This window comes from Paenibacillus sp. FSL L8-0494, assembly GCF_038003695.1.
GTDB lineage: Bacteria > Bacillota > Bacilli > Paenibacillales > Paenibacillaceae > Paenibacillus_AQ > Paenibacillus_AQ odorifer.
This window is the reverse complement of the sequence record NZ_JBBOPQ010000001.1, coordinates 2,467,907-2,488,851: the sequence shown is the minus strand read 5'-3', so window position 1 is coordinate 2,488,851 and position 20,945 is coordinate 2,467,907. Positions and strand designations below refer to the sequence as shown.

Annotated in this window: 23 protein-coding genes and 1 tRNA gene; 6 read left to right on the top strand and 18 right to left on the bottom strand. The window is 44.7% G+C overall.

Features of this window, described 5'->3' with window-relative positions; translation table 11 throughout:
* Positions 1 to 143: 143 nt before the first annotated feature.
* The 10 genes from NYE35_RS11100 to NYE35_RS11055 all read right to left on the bottom strand — a co-directional run bounded on the left by NYE35_RS11100 (position 144) and on the right by NYE35_RS11055 (position 7,627).
* Positions 144 to 1,073 (bottom strand): alpha/beta hydrolase, encoded by a 930-nt coding sequence (locus NYE35_RS11100; protein ID WP_341120981.1) that lies wholly within the window; start codon positions 1,071 to 1,073, stop codon positions 144 to 146.
* Positions 1,074 to 1,141: 68 nt separating this feature from the next.
* On the bottom strand, positions 1,142 to 1,549 hold the full coding sequence (locus tag NYE35_RS11095) for a MerR family transcriptional regulator (protein WP_051491619.1): 408 nt from the start codon (positions 1,547 to 1,549) through the stop codon (positions 1,142 to 1,144).
* Between the two features lie 166 nt (positions 1,550 to 1,715).
* Positions 1,716 to 2,159 (bottom strand): DinB family protein, encoded by a 444-nt coding sequence (locus NYE35_RS11090; protein WP_076104632.1) that lies wholly within the window; start codon positions 2,157 to 2,159, stop codon positions 1,716 to 1,718.
* Positions 2,160 to 2,162: 3 nt separating this feature from the next.
* Complete coding sequence (locus NYE35_RS11085) at positions 2,163 to 2,690, bottom strand: HugZ family pyridoxamine 5'-phosphate oxidase (RefSeq protein ID WP_341120978.1); 528 nt, start codon at positions 2,688 to 2,690, stop codon at positions 2,163 to 2,165.
* A gap of 44 nt (positions 2,691 to 2,734) precedes the next feature.
* Positions 2,735 to 3,514 carry an ABC transporter ATP-binding protein gene (locus tag NYE35_RS11080; RefSeq protein WP_036689433.1) on the bottom strand — a complete coding sequence of 260 codons (780 nt, stop codon included), beginning with the start codon at positions 3,512 to 3,514 and terminating at the stop codon, positions 2,735 to 2,737.
* A 1-nt stretch (position 3,515) separates the two neighbouring features.
* A complete protein-coding gene (locus NYE35_RS11075) occupies positions 3,516 to 4,505 on the bottom strand; it encodes a FecCD family ABC transporter permease (protein WP_051491618.1) in 990 nt (329 codons plus the stop codon).
* A 16-nt stretch (positions 4,506 to 4,521) separates the two neighbouring features.
* The gene (locus NYE35_RS11070; protein WP_341120975.1) at positions 4,522 to 5,559 is read right to left on the bottom strand and encodes an ABC transporter substrate-binding protein; all 1,038 of its coding nucleotides are present in this window, start codon (positions 5,557 to 5,559) and stop codon (positions 4,522 to 4,524) included.
* 223 nt (positions 5,560 to 5,782) lie between these two features.
* Complete coding sequence (locus NYE35_RS11065; RefSeq protein WP_341120974.1) at positions 5,783 to 6,334, bottom strand: GNAT family N-acetyltransferase; 552 nt, start codon at positions 6,332 to 6,334, stop codon at positions 5,783 to 5,785.
* Between the two features lie 25 nt (positions 6,335 to 6,359).
* A complete protein-coding gene (locus tag NYE35_RS11060) occupies positions 6,360 to 7,061 on the bottom strand; it encodes a hypothetical protein (protein WP_341120971.1) in 702 nt (233 codons plus the stop codon).
* Positions 7,062 to 7,255: 194 nt separating this feature from the next.
* Positions 7,256 to 7,627, bottom strand: a complete 372-nt coding sequence (locus tag NYE35_RS11055) for a hypothetical protein (protein ID WP_051491616.1) — start codon at positions 7,625 to 7,627, stop codon at positions 7,256 to 7,258.
* A 166-nt stretch (positions 7,628 to 7,793) separates the two neighbouring features.
* Here NYE35_RS11055 and NYE35_RS11050 point away from each other — a divergent pair, with 166 nt between their 5' ends.
* Positions 7,794 to 9,041, top strand: coding sequence for a S8 family peptidase (locus NYE35_RS11050; RefSeq protein ID WP_341120969.1), 1,248 nt, complete (start codon positions 7,794 to 7,796; stop codon positions 9,039 to 9,041).
* Here the strand turns inward: NYE35_RS11050 and NYE35_RS11045 are convergent.
* Positions 9,033 to 9,842, bottom strand: a complete 810-nt coding sequence (locus NYE35_RS11045; protein WP_036689424.1) for a class I SAM-dependent methyltransferase — start codon at positions 9,840 to 9,842, stop codon at positions 9,033 to 9,035. The genes NYE35_RS11050 and NYE35_RS11045 overlap by 9 nt on opposite strands.
* Positions 9,843 to 10,042: 200 nt before the next feature.
* Here NYE35_RS11045 and NYE35_RS11040 point away from each other — a divergent pair, with 200 nt between their 5' ends.
* From NYE35_RS11040 to NYE35_RS11030, 3 genes are read left to right on the top strand one after another with little or no spacing between them, the layout of a single operon-like run.
* On the top strand, positions 10,043 to 10,414 hold the full coding sequence (locus NYE35_RS11040; protein ID WP_036689422.1) for a GntR family transcriptional regulator: 372 nt from the start codon (positions 10,043 to 10,045) through the stop codon (positions 10,412 to 10,414).
* A complete protein-coding gene (locus NYE35_RS11035) occupies positions 10,411 to 11,301 on the top strand; it encodes an ABC transporter ATP-binding protein (protein ID WP_341120967.1) in 891 nt (296 codons plus the stop codon). Before NYE35_RS11040 ends, NYE35_RS11035 begins: the two co-directional genes overlap by 4 nt.
* Positions 11,301 to 11,984, top strand: a complete 684-nt coding sequence (locus NYE35_RS11030) for a hypothetical protein (protein ID WP_036689417.1) — start codon at positions 11,301 to 11,303, stop codon at positions 11,982 to 11,984. Before NYE35_RS11035 ends, NYE35_RS11030 begins: the two co-directional genes overlap by 1 nt.
* Positions 11,985 to 12,919: 935 nt before the next feature.
* Here NYE35_RS11030 and NYE35_RS11025 read toward each other — a convergent pair.
* A tRNA-Leu gene (locus tag NYE35_RS11025) sits at positions 12,920 to 13,003 on the bottom strand.
* Positions 13,004 to 13,185: 182 nt separating this feature from the next.
* Between NYE35_RS11025 and NYE35_RS11020 the strand changes: the two genes are divergently transcribed.
* Entirely contained in the window at positions 13,186 to 13,632 is a 447-nt protein-coding gene (locus NYE35_RS11020) for a hypothetical protein (RefSeq protein ID WP_051491615.1), read from the top strand.
* A gap of 96 nt (positions 13,633 to 13,728) precedes the next feature.
* Here NYE35_RS11020 and NYE35_RS11015 read toward each other — a convergent pair whose 3' ends face one another.
* The 3 genes from NYE35_RS11015 to NYE35_RS11005 all read right to left on the bottom strand — a co-directional run bounded on the left by NYE35_RS11015 (position 13,729) and on the right by NYE35_RS11005 (position 15,054).
* The gene (locus NYE35_RS11015; protein WP_036689413.1) at positions 13,729 to 13,947 is read right to left on the bottom strand and encodes a hypothetical protein; all 219 of its coding nucleotides are present in this window, start codon (positions 13,945 to 13,947) and stop codon (positions 13,729 to 13,731) included.
* Positions 13,948 to 14,062: 115 nt separating this feature from the next.
* Complete coding sequence (locus NYE35_RS11010) at positions 14,063 to 14,380, bottom strand: hypothetical protein (protein ID WP_036689410.1); 318 nt, start codon at positions 14,378 to 14,380, stop codon at positions 14,063 to 14,065.
* Between the two features lie 101 nt (positions 14,381 to 14,481).
* The gene (locus NYE35_RS11005; protein ID WP_038569895.1) at positions 14,482 to 15,054 is read right to left on the bottom strand and encodes a xanthine phosphoribosyltransferase; all 573 of its coding nucleotides are present in this window, start codon (positions 15,052 to 15,054) and stop codon (positions 14,482 to 14,484) included.
* A 196-nt stretch (positions 15,055 to 15,250) separates the two neighbouring features.
* Here NYE35_RS11005 and NYE35_RS11000 point away from each other — a divergent pair, with 196 nt between their 5' ends.
* Positions 15,251 to 16,372: a YkvI family membrane protein gene (locus NYE35_RS11000; protein ID WP_076140944.1), complete on the top strand. Its 1,122-nt coding sequence runs from the start codon at positions 15,251 to 15,253 to the stop codon at positions 16,370 to 16,372.
* Here the strand turns inward: NYE35_RS11000 and NYE35_RS10995 are convergent.
* The 3 genes from NYE35_RS10995 to NYE35_RS10985 are packed head-to-tail and all read right to left on the bottom strand — an operon-like array spanning position 16,359 to position 20,939.
* Positions 16,359 to 17,774: an ATP-binding protein gene (locus NYE35_RS10995; RefSeq protein WP_341120965.1), complete on the bottom strand. Its 1,416-nt coding sequence runs from the start codon at positions 17,772 to 17,774 to the stop codon at positions 16,359 to 16,361. The genes NYE35_RS11000 and NYE35_RS10995 overlap by 14 nt on opposite strands.
* 17 nt (positions 17,775 to 17,791) lie before the next feature.
* A complete protein-coding gene (locus NYE35_RS10990) occupies positions 17,792 to 19,597 on the bottom strand; it encodes an AAA family ATPase (protein WP_341120963.1) in 1,806 nt (601 codons plus the stop codon).
* Complete coding sequence (locus tag NYE35_RS10985) at positions 19,587 to 20,939, bottom strand: metallophosphoesterase family protein (RefSeq protein WP_326047614.1); 1,353 nt, start codon at positions 20,937 to 20,939, stop codon at positions 19,587 to 19,589. The genes NYE35_RS10990 and NYE35_RS10985 overlap by 11 nt, the downstream gene beginning before the upstream one ends.
* Positions 20,940 to 20,945: the final 6 nt, after the last annotated feature.

The window sequence follows — 20,945 nt, the reverse complement described above, 5'->3', positions numbered from 1 at the left end:
GTTAGCCAAACACGCTAAATTGAGCAAATAGCTGCAATACGGTCCGTTACGATGAAGAAGCCCAGCATCTAGCAATCCACCTTCTGCGAACCTAACGATTTCGCCAAAAAAACCTCCTTGATCTCTCAAGAAGGCGGGCAACATCAGCTGCTTTTTTGCTCAATCCGATCTAGCCTCGTTCTAACAAACTTACCGACATTCGCGATCGCTTCCTGCGCCTCTGGCAGCATATAAGCTAAAAAGTGAAAGACGCTCCACATGTTCTCCCATATTTCCAGTTCTACATGAACATCCGCGGCTTGTGCTCGTTCAGCCAACCTCGTTGCATCGCTTAACAATACCTCGTGGTCGCCTACTTGAACAAGTAAATCAGGTAATCCCTGCAAATCCAACCTTAAAGGAGATAATATAGGAGCTAGTTCTGTCCGAGCACCTAGATAAACATCAATTATTCGTTTATTTCCTTCTATGCTGCCTGTTGGATCAAACTCCGCTCGACTCAGATACGATTCACCATCCAAATGGACGAGATCTGTATGCGGCGAGATTAAAAAAGCACCCGCCGGCAATTCCACACCCGCATCCCGTAAAGTAATCAACGTCATCAGCGCAAGGCTGGCTCCAACAGAATCCCCTCCAAGCAAGACATTCCCAGCAGAATATCCATTCGCGAGCAGCCACAGATAAGCGTCTATACAATCTTCGTTAGCAGCCGGATAAGTAAATTCTGGTGCCAAGCGATACTCAATGATTAGGATTTTCTTACCACTAGCTTTTGCAATTCGTGTAACCAAATCTCGATAAAATTCACAAGTCCCAGAAATAAAACCCCCACCGTGGAAATAAAGGATCACTTCATCAGCGGGTGGAGCAGATTTCACAGGAATAATCCACTCTCCACTTAAGGGTCCAATCATGACCCGCTCGACGATAACATCCGTAGGAATGGGCATGTTCGCAGCCGTCGCGGCCATCTCCTGCCGTATTTGCCCGATAGACTTGCTATCCAATCGGTTGCTTTGTCGCAAATAATCTTTGATCGCTGCAAGCTGCTCTGTACTTGACTTTTCCATATCGTTAATCCCTCCTACAATTCTTTTCAACTCAGATTGTAAAGTCTGTAGGAGACTACAAGGTCAAGTTAAGAATCCATTTTTAGGATTTCGAGCGTGGACTGTACGCCTGGATGTTTATCTGTGGCTAACAAATTTTTTCTCAAATCTGCGAGGGCTGTTAGTTTTATTTCCTGTTTTGCAATTTCGCCACGAACTCGATCCATTTTCTTATCCACAACAGTTACAAAATCATCTATGCTAATGCCGCTGCTTTCAGATTTAGTGAGCGCCTTCTTGATTTCCTTTAAAGTGAAACCACACAGTTTAGCATTATGTATAAAAACAAGTCGGCTAAGCACCTCATCCGAATAAAGACGATAACCAGCTTCTGAACGTAAGGGAGTGCTAATTAATCCGAGCTCTTCATAATACCTTAACGTCTCCATATTCACATTCGCCATTTTAGCAATTTGGCCTCGCAAGTATTCTGTCATAATCAGCGCCCCCTTATAATCCCCTACATTATACCAAATTCAGAGGCAGCAGAGGACATCAAAAGGCCATCAAGGGACATCAAAAGAACGTCAACAAGTAACCAAGCTCCCTTTTAAAAACTCCTTATTTACGCACGAAAAAAACGACATTTCTGCCGTTTTCTCATCAATCATTTCCCAATTTACTCACTTCACTTCGGACTGCATTTTTCTGTATAAGCGAAATCTGTCCGGCATGAATGCCTGTATGATACATAAGCCTGCCTATCGCTTCAAGCGGTGTAGATGTGCCAAAAGCCGAATCCACACTCACATGCCACGCTTCTTCCGGAAATTCCTGCATCGCAGCAGTTAGATTCTCATTGGAAACAGTCAGCAGATCAACGAGTTCATTCAATGTAGAATATGCTGCCTTGTCGCCTAGAGGATTAGGTCTTGCAAAAAACCACTCTGCGAACATAAACTCAACTTCCGCATTATGCTGAATTAATCCCCCAATCGTAGAGTTCCCTAGCTTAAGGTTAAGATCCTCTTCCGGCAATGCCTTCACCATTTTATGAAATCGCGTTTGTACCGCTTGCCAGATTGGCAACACTAAAGTGAAAGTCATAGATTATTTGCTCCCTTGTACAGTGGCTTCTTCGTCTTTTTTCTTGTCGATCACCACATGATTGAACAGGTTCGCATCTACGTCGATGTCAAAGGCCAAGCCAAAACCAACAACATAACGCCCTTGGACAGGTGTCAATTCAAACAGTGAAAAATCCAATCCACGCAGCAAATTCACCATTGCCGCCCCATGATCAGCATTAAACAATTCAAAGATCTCCTCATGCCCGTCATTCCCGATATTGCTTTCTGTGCAATTCCATCGCACACGTTCCGTTGCAAATTTATTATTCGTCGCAGACTCATCTGCAATTAGAAGCGCATCTACAAACTCGTTATTTTCCATATATCTGTAATGTTCGGCGATCTTACTAATGTAAATATAAAGTTTGCCTTCATGCTTAACAAAAGGAGCATAGCTGATAAAAGGTTTTCCTTCGTCATCTATTAAGCTCAAAATCAGATTTTTACGATTCGCAATAAATTGCAAATAGTTTTCTTTATTTTTCTCTACATCTACAGGCTTCTTCATTATAAAATCCCTCCATTAATAGGTTATGTAATCTAGCCACGAATCTAGCGAACGGTACTTAGCAAATGAATACGAGGTTTCGTCTCTGCAGGAACATATTGAACTTCGGCATCCATTCGGTATATATTCCGGATCATATCGGTTGTCATAACTTCATTTGGTGTCCCATACATCGCTTTTTCACCCGCCTGCACCACAACAATACTGTCACTATAGGTAGAGGCTTGATTGAGGTCATGCAACACCATCACGACGGTCATCCCCATGTCTTGATTTAGCTCACGTACTAGCTCAAGAACTTCATGCTGATGCGAAATATCCAAGTAAGTGGTCGGTTCGTCAAGCAACATAACCAAAGGGCGCTGCGCCAAGGCCATAGCAATCCAAGCACGCTGTGATTCACCACCGGATAACGAGGAAACTGCTCGATCCTTATAATCCTTTAAATGTGTCTTTTCCAGTGCCCAGTGGACAATCTCCATATCCTCATGATTTAATTTTTCGAACCATTTTTTATGAGGATACCTTCCATAGGAGACGAGATCGATCACGGTCATATCATTAGGCGCTTGGTTCTTCTGGCTCAGCATGCACATTTTTCGAGCCACTTGTTTGGCAGTCATGGACTTTAGATCCGTACCCTCGAGTGTGACCGCACCCGTATGATATGGAATTAGTCGTGATACCGCCTTAAGTAATGTAGATTTACCTGAACCGTTTGGTCCTATAATCGAGACGATTTCACCCTTTTTTACGGAAAAAGAGAAGTTGTTAATAATGTTTTTCTGCTCATACCGAATCGAAATAGAGTCGACAGTAAACATGTTAGAACGCCTTCTTTCTCATCAGGTATAGAAAATATGGTCCACCGATCACCGCCATAAGGATACCCGCAGGAATATCTAAAGGTGCAAATAAGGTACGTCCACCTGTATCTGCTATCAACAATACCAATGCTCCAAGTCCCATACTCATCGGCAAAAGAAATTTATAGTCTGAACCCACCAACAATCGAGCCATATGTGGCACAACAAGTCCAACAAAGCCAATCATCCCTATAGCCGCTACAGAGATAGCCGCTAGAAATACTGCCAGCAAGGAAAGTAGAATACGAATTCGATCCACATTTTCACCTAAATTCGAAGCCACCTGATCGCCTAAACGTATAATATTCGCCTTGCGGATCGCGAAAAAGGATAAGATCCAGCCTGCAATGGCATACGGGAAAACCATCATCAAGGCATTGTTCCCTTTTGCAGCCAAACTGCCGTTCAACCATTGGACTGCTGCCGGAAGTCTGTCGCTGTACATGATGGTCAGGAGTCCTATTAATCCCCCGCAAAGAGCATTCACAGCAACTCCTGATAAAATAATAGTGATCGGCGAAATGCCGGTTCTTCTCCACGCTAATGCATATACAATCCCTGCAGCGATTAGTCCACCAACAAAAGCCGCAATTGGAATAAACTCCGTATATTGTGGTGCTGCAAGCATAATGACAAGCACACATGCAGCCGCCCCACTCGTTACACCGGTCAATCCTGGATCAGCAAGTGGGTTGCCCATCACAGCTTGCAGCAGAGCGCCTGAAACCGCGATATTTGCCCCAATGATCATCGCCAGTAATACACGCGGCAAACGAATATCCCATATGATGGTGGCATTCACCGCTTTTGCCGCTGACCCAAAGATTGTGCTTAGGATGTCTGGTATAGGAATGTATACTGAGCCTAGTCCAATCGCAATTATAGCGGCAACGAGCGCAAGTGCTAACGTTACAATAACAATAATTCTGCTACGAGATGTATTTATCACTTGCTGTCTCCTTTAATTATTCATAGAAGTATTTTGCAATTTCGGTTAAGGCTGTCTCGGCGTTAAGGATCGAAGTAACACCGAATACGCTGTAATCTAGAATGTTGATTTTGTTATTTGCATAAGCTGAGAGCTTTGTCCAAGTTTCATTTTTCTCTATTTCTTTTTTGAACTTATCCTCTGTCGCTCCGTGGTCGCCTGAAGCGAGTACGAGAATGATGTCTGGATCAGCGGCTACAATGTTCTCCATATTAATAGGTGAGTAAGTGTCAGTAACTTGCAATACAGAAGTTGCGATGTTATCAGCACCAAGCTTATTCACCAAGCTACCTAAATAAGATTTCTCACTCATGACCATAAAAGAATCCGCGGTTCCGATTACGAGCAGCACGCTTGGCAGCTCTTTGCCTTCGGCTAATTGACTCAGCTCATTTTCTTTGTCCAAAATCTTAGTTAAAGCAGCATTCATTTCATCTTTTTTATTAAAATAAGTGCCTAAAACTTTGAGGCTAAGCTTTAAATCCTCGAATGATTCTGTTCTCAAATATGCTTTTTGTAGGTCGATTCCTTCTAGCGATTTGTCTAATGTGCTGCGAAGTGATTCCGCTCCCAGCAGCAAGTCTGGTTCAAGTTTTGTCACTACTTCCAGATCCGGTGCCATAGGAGATCCAATACGATCAATTGTTTCGAAATCAGCAGGGATTGGATTCGTTGAAGTAGGTACACCTACCGGAGTTATGCCGAGCAAATAAAGCATTTCTGTTAACGGTACAGAAGTTGTTACAATACGCTCCGGGACTGTGGCTGGGAATTGGCTTAACGCTTCGTTGAACAACGTTTCATCCACACCATCATTCTCCAGACTGTACACCTTGCCGGCAGCTTCCGCCGTATTCGCTACTTCTGTTGTATTTGCTGCATTCGCTTCTTTCGATTCATTAGCAGTTGTATTCGTTACTGCTTCATTTTTTCGATTGTCCGTTGTATCAGTAGACGAACAAGCAGTCATTGCAGTAAGCGCTGCAACAACCAGGAGTACTAATAATTTTTTCAAAATCTATCCCTCCGAATATGTATATTTATACGTTTCATGTAGTGATAATGATTTTCATTTTCACTAATCGCTTCCTATGATAATGAGAAGTGTCAAGAATTTTATTTTAATTTTAAATAAGAAGGAATTTCATTATTGTCCGTTGAAGCGGACTAGCATTTCTAATAAAAAAAGCCACGCCCAATGGGCGTGACTTCAAATAGTGGTGTATGAGATCCAAGCGTTAGTCAGTAGCTCTCGTATTTAAAATCCCATAATGAATAAGGTCCACAAACTCATTTTCTTTATAAATTTGCTGTAACAAAACGCCTTCTTTCAGCATGCCAGATTTTTGCATAACCCGTCCCGAACCAGGATTTGTAGCAAAGAATCTGGCATACACTTTGTGATAATGTTTTTCTGTAAAAGCAAAATTAATGACCGCTTTTGTTGCTTCTGTAGCATATCCATTACCCCAGTGTTCCTCACCTATCCAATATCCAAGCTCGCCGTTTCTGTGTGTCCGGTTATTTTTCAGTCCTATAGCACCATACAGCTCGTTTGTATTTTTATCAGTAATAGCGAATTCATATGAATTATCATTATTGAACTCATCTTCATGTGTTTCAATCCATGATAACGCACATTCAATGGGGTATGGATAAGGTAGAGTTAATGTACTTTTGTAAACATTATAATTATTGCAGAGCTCACTGACACGCTGTGCATCAGACAATGCAAAAGGTCTTAAAATCAATCTTTCAGTAGTAATTGTTCTCTTCTCTGGATTGTACAATGGTATCCCCCCGTTAATCTAAATATTATAAAACAAATACAAGCCAGATGAACAGAAAACTTGGCCACCACTGCTTACTCGCTTTCACAAACAGCCAGCCAAACACCAAAGAAAAAGCAGTAATATACAAGCCGCTTTGCAGACCATGTGTCAAATGACCTAATCCCCAAGTCAGCATTAAACCTATTCCGCCATAAGGAAGAGAAGGTTTCTTAAACCATACTTCTCCTGCAGACTGCATTAGCGCAACCAATAGTACAACTAGTACAGCTTCCACAATGTAATATATGTTTTGAACCAAGGCAACCCATATGCCCATAAAACCATGTTCTAACTTGAAGTTTTCATATTCTCTATAAATCTGTGGAATGCTCTCCCCATTAATCCAAAATTCCAACACAGCGAACAAAAAGCTTGATATAAAAGCTACAATTAATAAAGGAATGACCTTAGAGCTCCAACGCAAAGATATAACCTTTTCAATCAACTTCCTCTTCCTGAACCAAAGTAGAAATATCATAGCTCCAACTGACCACAATATGGTGACTATGCTCCAATGAACAACTAGTACGTACCAAGGGCTGACAAAAAAGTCGTCTATATTAAACAAATCCCCCCATAACCATTGATCTAATCCCATGATGAACATATCCATTCCTAACATTAAAAATACAAGCAGTCCTAATAAAAAATATTGAATACCTGATATATTCCCTTTTTCTTTCACGAAACCTCTCACCCGCCTTATGTCCATTTTTGTACTATATTCCCAAAATTATGATGCTGAAAGTATGGCATCCCCCCATTCTGTTTGTCTGTAACAAATCACTCACTTGAATCAAAGTTAGAAAAATACATAAAAAAAAGCACGCATCGATATAAAATCGACACATGCTGTTTACTTGACCTGGCTTGTCCAAACTAGAATCTAGCCACAAAAAATTCGCGGTCTGCGGGAACGTTAAAACTTCTTATAGTAGCTCCACTCTCATCTCTTAAAGTGAGAAGATAAGGTACTGATGTTAAGGTACTAATTGTTGGGAATCTAACTACACCAAATTCGTCAAAATCAGCAGTTACCGTTGTAGTTCCAGCTCTCAATGAAGCTGACCACCCCGTAGTATCTTTAGGTGTACCCGTTGCATTTGTACCAATAGCAACAACAATAAATCTATCCAGAGTCTGTCTAATTCTACGTTTCTTTCTCGTAGGAGCTGCTTTCGCTTTTTTAGCCGCGAGAACTTTGCTAGCCATAACTGCTTTCTTGTTAACTGGTTTTTTAATAATTGCCATTTACTTCACCACTTTCTTTTTAGGATACGTTAGTAAATGCAAGAATCGTAATGTTTGACCTCTCTTTCACCTACAAATCTGAAAATGTGTTAAATCCTAGTTTCATAGTTTCGTGTCCACTAGCTCTGCAGTGCATATAATACCTTCAAGAGGTGATTCATTACTAATGAACGGTCAAAAATGGCTAGAGCAATATCATTCGAAAATGCACCATTCTTTGAGAAAAAGAGTTCAACGTTCCTATCTTCCAGCACATAAGGCAAATTCCATTCCAGTTATCATTAAATTCAAACAAAAAATAACTACAGCCCAGCTACAGTCTTTACAAAACCATTTAAAATCCCACGACCTTCCGATCAGACATCATCTTCACCTGCTCAATTCGATATCATCCAAAGTTTCAAAGAACTGCCTGAACCGGATGTGCCGCTGGGATGGTATCGAAAAAATTTATTTGGATCAAGTCAAAAAAACATCCCTTAATATAGCGACACCATCCATTGATTCCACAGCTGCCCAAAAGAAAAAGCGGCTTACCGGAAAAGGGATTAATATTGCTATTCTTGATACAGGGGTGTATCGGCACCCTGACCTGTTTCGCCCTGTTAACCGCATAGTTGCTTTTAAAGATTTTATCAATCATAGAAAACAGCCCTATGACGATAACGGCCATGGAACTCATATCGCAGGGGATGCAGCAGGCAACGGTTGGATGAGTAAAGGAAAATACAAAAGCCCTGCTCCAGAGGCAGGGATAGTAGGTGTCAAAGTACTCGATAAAAATGGCGATGGATATGATTCCACAATCATTAAAGGAATTGAATGGTGTATTGCGAATCGGAGAAGACTTAATCTTCGTATTCTTTCGATGTCATTCGGAGGTAAGGTGAATCTTCCTTGTTCAGATGATCCACTCTGCCAAGCTGTAGAAAAAGCAATTAAAGCCGGACTGAACGTTGTAATAGCAGCTGGAAACAGCGGACCGGGACGCAGTACGATCGAATCTCCAGGGATTAGTCCTTCAGCAATTACTGTCGGTGCAGTGGATGACCGTCGCACGCTCACGCAAGCGGACGACCGAATCACTTGGTTCTCCAGTCGTGGACCCGCACCGGGAGGAAGGAAGAAACCGGATCTCGTTGCTCCAGGCGAAACGATCATCTCCCTTCGTGCCCCACGATCCAAGCTGGATCGCGAGCTTCCTTATTTGCGGATAGCTAAAGATTACTTTGTGCTGTCCGGTACCAGTGTCTCAACACCTATCGTCTCGGGTGTGATCGCGCAACTACTCCAGAGGAACCCTTCACTTACGCCTAAGCAAGTAAAATCCATACTAAAAAAGAACACATTTCGCCTTAAACTAAGTCCTAACACAGCAGGATGCGGTGAGATCAATGCGCGATTCTTATCGTAAATCCGCTTCTTTTTTAAAGGCAGTAATGATTGAAACCGACAATTCCTCTGTAAATATACCTGTAGGCTCTATTTCTAATAAAGCTGATTTCATATCATCTTCAAAACGTTCTAAGTTATCTCTAAATAATCGCTTAGAGGCATAAGACGTAGAATACAAATTTCCTAGAATAGAATCAACAGTCCAAGTGATGGAATAACTCGATAACACCTGTCTTTCAACATCTGTAAAACTGGATCGCTTTACAACATCCTCATGTCTTTCTTGTGGATGTCTATATGTACTGTTCCCGGCTATTCTTTCGTCACCCAACCAGCGTTTCACTACTTCATCTACCTTTTGTTGCCAAGGTAACGGTTCTTGTTGTTCATTAAAAGTATCAATTACAGCAATACCGCCGTTATCATCTAAACTGTGATAGAGAATTTCAAGAATGGATTCTCGGTCCATCCAGTGAAACGCCTTAGCCATCATGATGAGACGAAAGGAACCCCAGTCATTGGATAGTTCTTCCGCTCTCCCCTGTTGCCAGCTAACATTCTCAACCCTGTTGTACTTTGATAACAGCTTTGCTTCTTCTAGCATCTCTAGTTCAGTATCTACGCCAACAATTTTTTCGAACCAATCCGTAAACCTTTGCGCTAACTGCCCAGTACCACAACCTAAGTCCAGCAACCGGCCCTCTCCGTTAAGTGAGAATTTGTTCACTAGATATCGAATCAGTGAGGACGGATATAGCGGGCGATATCTGGTGTAATAGCTTGCAGTATCTTTGAACAGATCCGGACCATAATCATTCATAGCTGAACTCCCCCTTCTTTTTTACCAAGGACAAAATCATAGCATTTATGTAATGCAAATAAAAGGCTATCCAGAGCATTCTGGGCAGCCTTTATTTATGTGGATACAGCCCAAAATAATTAAAAAATATTGACAATTAACTTCGTTGCATATATGGTTAATTACATAACTAACTAACCAATGGAGTTGGCGGTGAATACATGGGAAACTTAATGGATGATACACGACCGATATTTATGCAGATCGCCGAACGAATAGAAAATGACATCATCGAAGAAACACTGCTGGAGGAGTCACAAGTTCCTTCGACAAATCAGTTTGCTGTTTTCTACCAGATCAATCCGGCTACGGCTGCGAAAGGTGTGAATTTGCTTGTGGATCAAGGGATATTGTACAAAAAACGAGGAATCGGTATGTTTGTAGCTTCTGGAGCGCGTGCAGTATTGATGGAGAAGAGAAAAGAACAATTTTATGAACAGTATGTAGTAACCATGATCCGTGAAGCTGAAAAATTAGGAATTACGTTGGATCAATTAACAATTATGATTCAGAGGGGAGACAACAAGTCATGAATGAAGTCGTTGAAATCAAAGGATTGACTAAGTCATACGGAAATGTCACTGCCATCCATGAACTCAGTTTTTCTTTGGAGAAAAATAAGATATACGGGCTACTCGGCAGAAACGGTGCAGGAAAAACCACAATAATGCATATGATCACAGCTCAGCTTTTCCCTACAAGTGGTGTCCTGAACGTATTTGGTGAACATCCGTACGAGAATAACCGGGTTCTCAGGCAGATTTGCTTCATTAAGGAAAGCCAAAGGTATCCGGACACGTACCGAATCATCGATGTACTGGAGGTATCCGAATTATTTTTCCCAAACTTTGATCGGGAATATGCTCACTCTTTAATCAAGGATTTCAATCTGCCATTAAAAAGAAGAATAAAAAAGCTGTCCCGAGGTATGCTCTCGGCTGTAGGAATTGTAGTAGGTCTAGCCAGCCGTGCTCCGCTTACCATTTTTGACGAACCCTATTTAGGTCTTGATGCAGTAGCTAGAAGCCTGTTTTACGATCGCCTAATTGAAGATTATGCTGAAAATCCACGTACGGTTGTTTTGTCCACCCATTTGATCGATGAAGTAAGTCAGCTTTTAGAGCATGTTATCGTCATCGACAACGGCAAGCTAATTATTAACGAAGATGCTGAAGCCCTTCGTGGGCAAGCTGTTACGGTAATCGGCGCGACAGCAAAGATCGAAGATTTTATCGCTGGCAAACAAGTCATTTCCCGCGAGTCTTTTGGCGGATTGCTTACAGCCACCATTATCGGCTTCAACGTGAAGGATCAAGCACATGCTGAAAAGTTAGGCTTAGAAATCTCACCTGTATCTTTACAGCAATTAATTGTTCATCTCACAAATGAAAAATCTCTAGGAAAGGAAGTGACCGTGTAATGAATCCTACGGCAGGTATGTTAAAAATGCATTTCAGAGATAAGTGGTTATGGTTGTATACGCCTTGGGTAATCTTGTTATCCAGCTTCTTGGTAAATGTCATCGTCGCTTCTTTCATCCAAGAACCAATCTATACCGGCGGTCTCGTCTCTATCTTCATTTATATGTTAATTACCGGTATACTCATTTTGGTGCAGACCTTCCCTTTTGCTCTGGGCTTAAGCCAACGAAGAACGGATTATTTCATAGGCACTTCCTTAATGGCTATTATAACTAGCGCCACCTACTCAATTCTCCTCTACCTGCTCGCAATCATTGAAAGCAAGCTTACGGGTGGCTGGGGTTTGGAACTACATTATTTTCATTTGCCCTTTTTAAATGATGGTAATGCCATGGAACAGCTGTGGATGTATTTTGTGCTCTTTCTTAATATGTTTTTTCTGGGGCTAATGATATCCAGCATCTTCCGGAGATTTGGCCGAAGCGGTTTGTTCATTTTCTCAGGGGTTACGTTTATCCTGTGCAGTCTCGGCGTATTGTTAATGACCTATAATCAGTGGTGGGTAGACCTCTTTAACTGGTTTGCTGGATATACCGCATTTGAACTTGCCTTGTGGTCCATGCCTCTGACAGTCGTGTACGCTCTTTTATCGTTTTTGATGCTGCGTAGAGCAACCGTGTAATTCATTATCCCATAAAAAACAGGTGTGTCCCAATAGCCATGCAATGGTTGCTGGGTGCACCTGTTTTTTTTCGTGTCTTAGACTTTGATCTAGACAACAAACTTCATTGGATTCGAGCATAGTTGCGCGCGCGAAGTTGCTATGGGACTCAGCGGGTTAAGTAGCGTAGAAGCAAAATTCAGTGTCGCTATTGCGGATAGCGAAGGACCAAAACACAGATTAGTATTTCGCCAATCTGCGCGTACGAAGGCGCTATCGGACTCAGCGGGGCGAGTAGCTTAAAGCAGAACGTAGTGCCTCTATTGCAGATAGCGAAGGACCAAAACACAGATTAGTATTTCCCAATCTGCGCGTACGAAGATGCTATCGGACTCAGCTGACCTTATTCGCAGCTTTAGAGCACATTTGGATTCCTATCGGACCCCACAGTCGCTATCGGCATAAAAAACGCCAAATTCGATCCTTTTCCTATGCGATAGCTGCACTGGGGTCCGATACTTTGCTCAAAAGGTGATAAATGAGCAAATAACGTCAGCTGGGTCCGTAAGCCTTAGGTGATGATGATTCCGCGGGGTGAGTAGCTTAGAAGTAAAACACAAATTAGTATTTCTCCAATCTGCGCGTACGAAGATGCTATCGGACTCAGCTGACCTTATTCGCAGCTTTAGAGCACATTTAGATTCCTATCGGACCCCACAGTCGCTATTGGCATAAAAAACGCCAAATTCGATCCTTTTCCTATGCGATAGCTGCACTGGGGTCCGATACTATGCTCAAAAAGCGATAAATGAGCAAATAGCTTCATCTGGGTCCGTAAGCCTCAGGAGATGTTTCTTAAAGATTTCTTTCGCTTAAGCACTACCGTCTGCTGAAAAACACAAAAAAAAAGGATTATAAAACTGCTACTGGAGCAGTTCTATAATCCTTCTTAGCTATGCGGTCAAGAGGACTCGAACCTCCACGATATTGCTACCACTGGCACCTGAAGCCAGCGCGTCTGCCAATTCCGCCATGACCGCGTATTATAATGACTCGCTTATTGCGGTCACAAGATAGATCATACCACGCTGAGAATCCAACGTCAATATATTTCCGTCATTTTCTTATCATTCATTAATTTATGGATAATTATTGCTTTTGTTGCCGAATATAAGGTATAATGAGAACAAAAGTTCGCATAATATAAATGAGGTGATTTATAATGGCGACTACGAAGCTAAACACATCCATTATTGATGAAGAAGTAACTAAAGAAGAACTGTCCCTGGTCAGAAGCTATTTGCTGCTAACGTTTATTCATAAAGTTTTCGAACGCGACTGCCGTGTAATCAGTAGAAGCGGCCTGTTTAAGACCCCTCAGCTATATATGGAGCTCGTATCTGGTGCCACTAAGAAGACGTCACTAATGCTTCAAGAGGTTACGCGCGAGCTGAGCTCCCATGATTTGAAGATTACTACCGTTCGCCAAGATCAGCGAGGAGTCGAAGCATTATATTCCTGCAGAGGATTTCAAGGAGAGATGAATATATTATGGCCAGGCTTCCGTAGAGAAATGATGCTGCGCATGCGCGCGTATCTTGGACTGTCCACAGAACTCTCCATACTCTCCAGAGAAGAGAATGCGTCTGAACTTGCTCTAACTATATAGTCCCAAATGACATTACAGAAATAGCTCCCGCCCAGTAGGGCGAGGAGCTGTTTTGTATTATGAAGATTATTACTGCGGATATTATTACTGTAAAAATTATATATTATCCGGATCTTGTCTTGGTTCACTAAATGGCTGGAATAAATAATTGCGATCCAGCTTCACTACTCGTCTATTCTGACGACGTATCATCACCTGAGAATCATCCCATGCAAGAACTATCCCTTTTACGTCGTTACTTTCCAAGCCATCGCGCACTACACGAATTTTCTCACCGGAAATCCGGTAAGCATCCAATTGCTCATCGCTAATCATCATTAATCCCTCCTGTCATAGCTTGTCCTATTTAGTCTCAGAAAAAAGACCCAAATGATAAATCATCTGGGTCTCATGTAGGCAATTAACGACTTGCATGTCTACTAAAGCATTCTTATATCAGCGCTTCATTCTTCTCAAACCAGAAGTCAAGAACTTTAGCGGACATCACACGTTGCTCCAGATACTCCACTTGGTTAGTAGTGAATTTTTCCCTCCAAGGAAAGGATAACTCTTCACACAAACCTTTGATTGTCAGAAGCTCTGACCAGGCTACATAGCGTTTGTACCAAAAAAACTGAGGATGTTCAATCATATAGGGATACAGATCGTCGAATTCCGTGTGTTTGCAGTCCAGCGCACGCTCGAAATGATCCTTGGCCTCGGTTAATTTATCAATAAAAAATTGTTCAGTCACCGGTTCTTTCCCCATTGTGACGCCTCCTCCCTATGTCTAATTTTTATTATAAAGGAAAATCCATAGGGTGAAAAGCAGTTGTTTAAAAAATAGGCCTGTTCTTATTGCCAATTAGGTTATTCCCCAAATTCGATGGTGCCTCCATTTAGAGAGGTAATTCTTACGAGTGACTCCAGACGAATGCCTTGCTCTCTGATCGTCCGAGCCCCTGCCTGAAAGCTTTTTTCAACTACAACACCAAGACCAACTAGCTCAGCGCCAGAACGTTGAATGATCTTAATCAACCCACGCGCTGCATCACCATTGGCAATAATATCATCGATAAAGAGGATTTTATCCTCTGGAGAGATAAATTGGCGAGACAACATAATATCAGTAACGATACCTTTTGTAAAAGACGGAACTCTTTCGCAAAGCGCATCTGGATCAGCTAACAGAGTTTTTTTGCGGCGTGCAAAAACTAGCGGCACCTTTAATTCATACGCGGTGGCAAATGCCACGGCAATGCCCGAGGATTCAACGGTCACAATACGTGTAATTCCTGAGTCCGCAAACCTCCCGGCAAACTCCCGTCCCATTTCCATCGTAAGCTGTGGATCAACCTGATGATTTAGCAGTGCATCCAGCTTCAGCACTTCATCCGAAACGACGACACCTTCTTCCAAAATCCGCTGTTTCAACACTTCCATGACTTTGAACCTCCAATACCCTTTATAATCGCAGACATTCCGTACAAATTAATCACTGATCATAAAGCAATTACGACGGAAGTCATGTCCTACTGATCCTCATCATAACCTGTACTATACAGAGTACACAAGGTTATCCTGCATAGCACTCGTTATGATTTTTCTTTAGCTTCGTAAAACTATTAGGAGGGGAGCCATGAAATCACATGTCCGAACATTACAGATCGCTTTCACTTATATTGGCACCATTGTAGGAGCCGGATTCGCCACCGGACAGGAAATATTAAAATTTTTCACACGTTACGGGCACTGGGCAGTCCTGACCATCCTGCTCTCAACTATATTGTTCATATGGCTGGGTACAAAAATGATGGTCATTGCTCGGCGAATAGAAGCGGAATCCTATGAAGACTTTAACCGCCACCTCTTCGGGGAACAGGTCGGAAGCACCATCAGTTTGTTCACGATGGTCGTCCTGATCGGAGTAAACAGTATTATGCTTGCAGGGGCCGGCGCTATTTTTCAGGAGCATCTCGGACTTCATTATCAGACTGGACTAATTATCACGTTGCTTGGTTCATACTTTCTGCTAAAACGAGGGATTTCCGGTATTCTGCAAATGAACAGTATTGTTGTACCTTTAATGCTTACTCTGTCACTTATCATTATTTTTAATACTTTTCAAATTCCGGGAGCTGGACGGTTCCTGTTCCTTGATAACGATCGCTCTCTCTTTGGCGCATGGATGTCACCGCTGCTCTACACCGCCTTTAATTTAGGGATGGCACAAGCTGTTTTAGTCCCTATGGCTCGTCACACAGAGGAAGAAAGATCCCTTGTATGGGGCGGTATTATTGGGGGTACCGGGATTGGTTTTATGTTGATCGCCGCACATTTCGCAATGAGCTCACAGATGCCAGGGATTCTCAAATTTGAAATTCCGATGGGCAGCATCGCCGTCCGGTTGGGTACTGTAGTGCAAACTATATATCTCCTACTGATCTTTTTGGAGATCTTCAGCACTTTTGTGGCCGATATTTATGGAGTAGCTGTACAGCTTAAGCAACGGCTTCCCCTATCAACTGCACTAATCACACCACTTCTGATGTTGGTCTGCTATTTACTGAGCCAGTTTGGCTTTAGTTCACTGCTCTCCGTGTTCTACCCAATCTTCGGAGGTTTATCATTGGTCTGGGCTGTCAAGCTGCTGCGCACGCCATGGTCCTCTCCACCAGGTAGTAATACTTCATCGAACTCAAAGGAGAAGGGGAACAGTCTCGTATCCGTAAAACCAATCACCCGAACTACACGGAAATAACCGCTGCTGTAGGAATCATACGTGCTGCCGCTTCCGCCACATGCTTGTGACAGGTCATCATCACAATCTGGCGGGAGATCGACAGTTCTCCAAGAAGTCCAAGCGCAGCATGAAGACGAGACTCATCAAAGTTAACGAAGAGATCATCGAATAACAGCGGCAGCGATACTTGCCGTGACATGGTCTCTGCCAATGCCAACCGGATGGCAAGATACAGCTGTTCTGCCGTCCCTCGGCTGAGCAGTCCGCTGTCTAGTAATCCCCCATTCTTATGTTCAGCTTTCAGCTCTTTATGCCCCAGTGTCATAACAACCCTTTTATATTCCCCTTCCGTCAGCTTGGAGAAATAATCTGAGGCAAGCAGTAATACCTGTGGCTGCTTCTCCTGCTCATACACACGACGAGTTCGCCCGATTAGTTCGGCAGTTATCGCTGCCACTGCATATTTATCAGCCACGATCCGCAAGGCTGCTCTCTGCTCTTCCAGTTGCTGAATAACGGAATCCTCCACGCAGCGCTCCTTCAGATACTCCCCTTCCTGAAGCAGCTTGCCTCGTTGCTCCAGCAGGGTGTTCCAACCCTCTTCCTGCCGTTCCATCAATTCTTCAGCCAATGACCGCTTCAGCTGCAATGCTTCCGCATCATGATGATTTAATAATTCCAGCAGAGCAGTAACTCGCTCTTCCTCCCAACCACCGAACATAACAAGCTCCCACTGGCGAATCGATTTATTCAGATCACTGCGCCGCTGCACAGCTGCTGACCTGCGTAAGAAGTCTTCTCCACCAGTCGCCCCGCCTTCTTGTATCAGAAGCTCACGCTGTTCTCTCAGCTCACCTAATATCCTGTGGCTCTCCTTGAATTCTTCATCCACATCCTGCAATCTTGACTGCATAGTTTCCCGGCGAATCAAGTCCTTTTTCAGATCATCCCACGCTCTTTTTCGCAGTTCCAGCCAGCTTAGTAAGGATAACGCAGATATTCGTTTCCCCTCTTGCGGATCTATTTCAAAACCAGCTGCCGCTACACCAGACTCGTCGCCAAGATCAGCACCCGACTCATAGATAAGTGTGAGCAGCTCCTCCTCAAACATGTTACATTCTGCTTCCAGCTCCTTCAATCGTAAGGAGAGTTTATTCTCTTGGCGCAGCAGCTCATTCCCTTGTTCAACCATAGCAAAAATATCCGGCAGTCCTTCAGGGGATAACCCTTCAGGCAGCCTGCGTTGGCGAAGCCATTCTTCATATTGCTCAGCAGTTTCCGTAAATGCCGCCTCCGCCTGGTGCATTTCTTCAGCGAGCAGCTTCTCTTGGCCTGCCAGCGTCTCCAGCTCCGTGCGGCAGGCATCACGCTCCGCGGCATAGCGTTCGATGCGCTGCCGCCAAGCTGACCAAGCCTCCATGAGCCTGCGAAGCTCCCTCATGGAGGCCTCCAGCCCGCCTGCGTCAGGGCTGGACCCCGGGGCGGCCGTCCGCCGCCCCGGCACAACGCTCTCCGGCTCCGCCCCGGAGAGCAGCTGCCCCGCAGCCGCAGCATCTCGGCTGCGGCTGCGCTGACGTCCCCGCCATGCTCTGGCGGGGACGATTCCTGCCGGCGCGCTCCGCGCAAGCCGGCCCAAAGGGCCAGATCGGCCGCGCCCAGCAGGCCGATCGCAAGCACGGCGCTGGCCGGCGGAGCACCGGTCAGCCACAGCGCTGCGGGCAGCAGCACGGTTAGTGCTGCCCCAGCCCACAGCAGGCGCCGGTAGAGCGCGGCCATGCGCTTCGCGCCAAGGCCGTCACTTGCGGCGCCGCGCGCTGGCCCTTCGCTGAGCTGCGCTTCGCGCCAGCGTTCGGCCGCCTGCTGCAGCTCGTCCCACAGCTGCAGCACTTCACGGGCGCTGCGCGGAGCCAGCTGCGCAAAAGATTCCGCGCCGGTAGCGTGCTCACGCGCCAGCGCCCGTTCTGCTGCTTGGAGCGACGCTGAGGCAGCGGCCAAACGGGATCGCAACGTCTGCCGCGTTGCACCCTCCGCCTCCATGCGGCGGTCATAACTAGCGAACGCCGCCGCAAACTTCCGTGCAGCTTCACGATCTGCCGCTGCACCGGAGAATGAAGTCAGCTCTGCAGGGCCCCAGCTCACATCAATGCCGCGCAGAATTCGCCGCAAATGCTCATTCAGCGCCGTTAATTCTCCCTCAAGCCGCTGTCTTTCCGTTCTACGGTTCTCATAACTGCTCCGATGCCGGTCCAGCCGCTCCAAAGCAGGCCCCTGCGCTGCTAATACTTCGTCTGGAGGGTTCTTTGCCAGTTCAATAGTAAGCTCGCTTAGAAGACGTTCATAACGTACTACTGATCCCTGTGCATTACGAATTTCTCCTTCAAATGCCTGAAAGCGAGTTGCCCCTTCTTCAGGAAAGGCTAAAATCAATGGCAATCCTTGCAGCTCTAGCTGAGCCTCGCTCCACTTTAACCACAGCTCACGGACTTCCTGTGCTTTTCGAAACATCACTAGCTGCTCTCCAGTGAGCTTACGCTGTTGCTCCAATTCATCTAGCTCCGACTCCGTTGCCCTCAATGCCACTATATTATCGTTATATCGCGGGAGATAAGAACGGCTCTCAACCATTTGGCGCTCAAGCTTTTCAATGGCTTGCACAACTTTTGCTGCTTCTTGCAGCTTGCCACGAGGTTTGTACAGCTTCTCAGCTTCCTGCACCAAACGGCGTTCCGCACGCATGATTGCACCTCCACCGCCCATACCTGCATGAAAAAGAAAGCTGCTCATCTCCTCAGATTGAAGGGCAGCAAGCTCCTGCAGCTCGTCCAGTGAAACTGCGAACAATTGCTGGAACATACTCCTAGAGATCCCCCCAAGTAAATGTCGTTCCATTTCAGCTTGTCCTAGCTCTTGAGTCGTTTCATTTGGATGATTTACTGTAATGTTCAGCTTTTCATTTCTTCCTGATCCCTCAGCACCTGAAGCAAAACGGCGAATGGTCCACAAACCATCATTACAGTCACGTATCTTCAGGGTCCCCCCATGCAATCCACCTTGCATAGGTTCATACCTTTCCAAGGGATTTCCACGGCTTGGAATTCCAAACAGCATAGAGCGTATGAATTGCAGTGTCGTACTTTTTCCTGCTTCATTACGCCCATAAAGTACGGTCACTCCCTGCGTTAAATGAATCTCTCGATTGTGAAGAAGCCCGAAGCCATTGATATGCAAATGTTCAATTTTCATCGTTTTGCCCTCCGGCTTGTTGATACGAAAGACTTTCCGCCGCTTCAACAGTATCATCCATCCCACCAAGCATCGTGATTCCCTGCTCTGCTGCACCACGTAGCCAGCTCAACTTCTCTTCTTGACTAGTCATAGACAACAGCTTACGCAGCTCCTGATTCTCCAATAGCGGTTTAAGCGCACTATTTAATAGTTCTTCGAGCGCTTCTGGAGAATGTTCCGTATGCTCTGCAATGCGCAGCATTTCTCCAAGAAAACTATCTTCTTCCAATAAGCGTTGGCGATCAATAGCTAAGCCGGACTCGATGGCGAACCCTTCGGTCCAGACAAGCCCTTTGTAATCTTTACGCTCAGCCCTAATCGCCTCACGGCGCTGGAGTTCAGACAGCAGATCCTCTGCCGCCCCTTTTTCAGCCAATACTTTATGTACGTCCCCTCGTCCAATCAGACGAAATCTGACCACCGACATGAGCTCCGGGAGCTCCGCGCGGATGTCTTCAATAACCTGCTCCACTTTCTGTATCCATTCTGCTTCATTGCTTAATCCTTCTATAGATAGGTCTCTAACCTGCCAGCGAACGAAATCCAGTTCATGAAATTGCAGAGCGGATCTTCCAGCCTCATCTACATCCACAATATAACAACCTTTAGCACCGGTTTCCTTAATGCTGCGCCCTTGTATATTGCCTGGATACACAATCACAGGCTTCTCATGCAGTACACTCCGTTTATGAATATGTCCAAGCGCCCAATAATCAAAACCCCGTTCGATAAGGTCCCTGCGACTGCAAGGAGAATAGGTCTCATGCAGCAAATCACCGTCTACATTGCCATGCAGCATCGCAATATGAAACAGGTGGCTGCCAGGTTTACGAGAAAAGGTTACAGCTGTGTTGTTCGTCACTTTCGCCGTTGGATAAGAGATTCCACTAACGATGGCAACTTCTTGGCCATCTATACGGCGGTAAGCTGTAGCGTGTTCTGGCTTCTCTCCGCCAAATACGGTAACATGCTTTGGCATTTCCGTTGTCAGACGCAGTCCGTCAAGCGGATCGTGGTTGCCATGAATCAGGAACACGTTAATCCCGTGCTCACCGAGTTCTTTGAGCGCTTCCTGAAATCGCAGCTGTCCCTGTAATGAAGCATCTGAAACATCGTACACATCTCCACTAATGACAATAAAATCAACATTCTCTTGGATCGCAACGCGGACAAGCCGCCCGAGGGCGGCAAAGGTAGACTCACGTAAATAAGCACGAATGGCTGGCGAAATATGCGCCAGCCCGGCAAAACGGCTATCCAGATGTAAATCAGCAGTATGCAGAAAGCGAAATGGAATCATAGCTGC

What these genes read in the sequence shown, in the direction of transcription:
- NYE35_RS11010 (WP_036689410.1), bottom strand. Translation starts at nt 14,380, where the DNA reads ATGGGGAAAGAACCGGTGACTGAACAATTTTTTATTGATAAATTAACC.
- NYE35_RS11095 (WP_051491619.1), bottom strand. Translation starts at nt 1,549, where the DNA reads ATGACAGAATACTTGCGAGGCCAAATTGCTAAAATGGCGAATGTGAAT.
- NYE35_RS11050 (WP_341120969.1), top strand. Translation starts at nt 7,794, where the DNA reads ATGAACGGTCAAAAATGGCTAGAGCAATATCATTCGAAAATGCACCAT.
- NYE35_RS11030 (WP_036689417.1), top strand. Translation starts at nt 11,301, where the DNA reads ATGAATCCTACGGCAGGTATGTTAAAAATGCATTTCAGAGATAAGTGG.
- NYE35_RS11005 (WP_038569895.1), bottom strand. Translation starts at nt 15,054, where the DNA reads ATGGAAGTGTTGAAACAGCGGATTTTGGAAGAAGGTGTCGTCGTTTCG.
- NYE35_RS11035 (WP_341120967.1), top strand. Translation starts at nt 10,411, where the DNA reads ATGAATGAAGTCGTTGAAATCAAAGGATTGACTAAGTCATACGGAAAT.
- NYE35_RS11045 (WP_036689424.1), bottom strand. Translation starts at nt 9,842, where the DNA reads ATGAATGATTATGGTCCGGATCTGTTCAAAGATACTGCAAGCTATTAC.
- NYE35_RS11090 (WP_076104632.1), bottom strand. Translation starts at nt 2,159, where the DNA reads ATGACTTTCACTTTAGTGTTGCCAATCTGGCAAGCGGTACAAACGCGA.
- NYE35_RS10990 (WP_341120963.1), bottom strand. Translation starts at nt 19,597, where the DNA reads ATGAAAATTGAACATTTGCATATCAATGGCTTCGGGCTTCTTCACAAT.
- NYE35_RS11085 (WP_341120978.1), bottom strand. Translation starts at nt 2,690, where the DNA reads ATGAAGAAGCCTGTAGATGTAGAGAAAAATAAAGAAAACTATTTGCAA.
- NYE35_RS11020 (WP_051491615.1), top strand. Translation starts at nt 13,186, where the DNA reads ATGGCGACTACGAAGCTAAACACATCCATTATTGATGAAGAAGTAACT.
- NYE35_RS11040 (WP_036689422.1), top strand. Translation starts at nt 10,043, where the DNA reads ATGGGAAACTTAATGGATGATACACGACCGATATTTATGCAGATCGCC.
- NYE35_RS10985 (WP_326047614.1), bottom strand. Translation starts at nt 20,939, where the DNA reads ATGATTCCATTTCGCTTTCTGCATACTGCTGATTTACATCTGGATAGC.
- NYE35_RS11000 (WP_076140944.1), top strand. Translation starts at nt 15,251, where the DNA reads ATGAAATCACATGTCCGAACATTACAGATCGCTTTCACTTATATTGGC.
- NYE35_RS11015 (WP_036689413.1), bottom strand. Translation starts at nt 13,947, where the DNA reads ATGATTAGCGATGAGCAATTGGATGCTTACCGGATTTCCGGTGAGAAA.
- NYE35_RS10995 (WP_341120965.1), bottom strand. Translation starts at nt 17,774, where the DNA reads ATGGAGGCTTGGTCAGCTTGGCGGCAGCGCATCGAACGCTATGCCGCG.
- NYE35_RS11055 (WP_051491616.1), bottom strand. Translation starts at nt 7,627, where the DNA reads ATGGCAATTATTAAAAAACCAGTTAACAAGAAAGCAGTTATGGCTAGC.
- NYE35_RS11100 (WP_341120981.1), bottom strand. Translation starts at nt 1,073, where the DNA reads ATGGAAAAGTCAAGTACAGAGCAGCTTGCAGCGATCAAAGATTATTTG.
- NYE35_RS11080 (WP_036689433.1), bottom strand. Translation starts at nt 3,514, where the DNA reads ATGTTTACTGTCGACTCTATTTCGATTCGGTATGAGCAGAAAAACATT.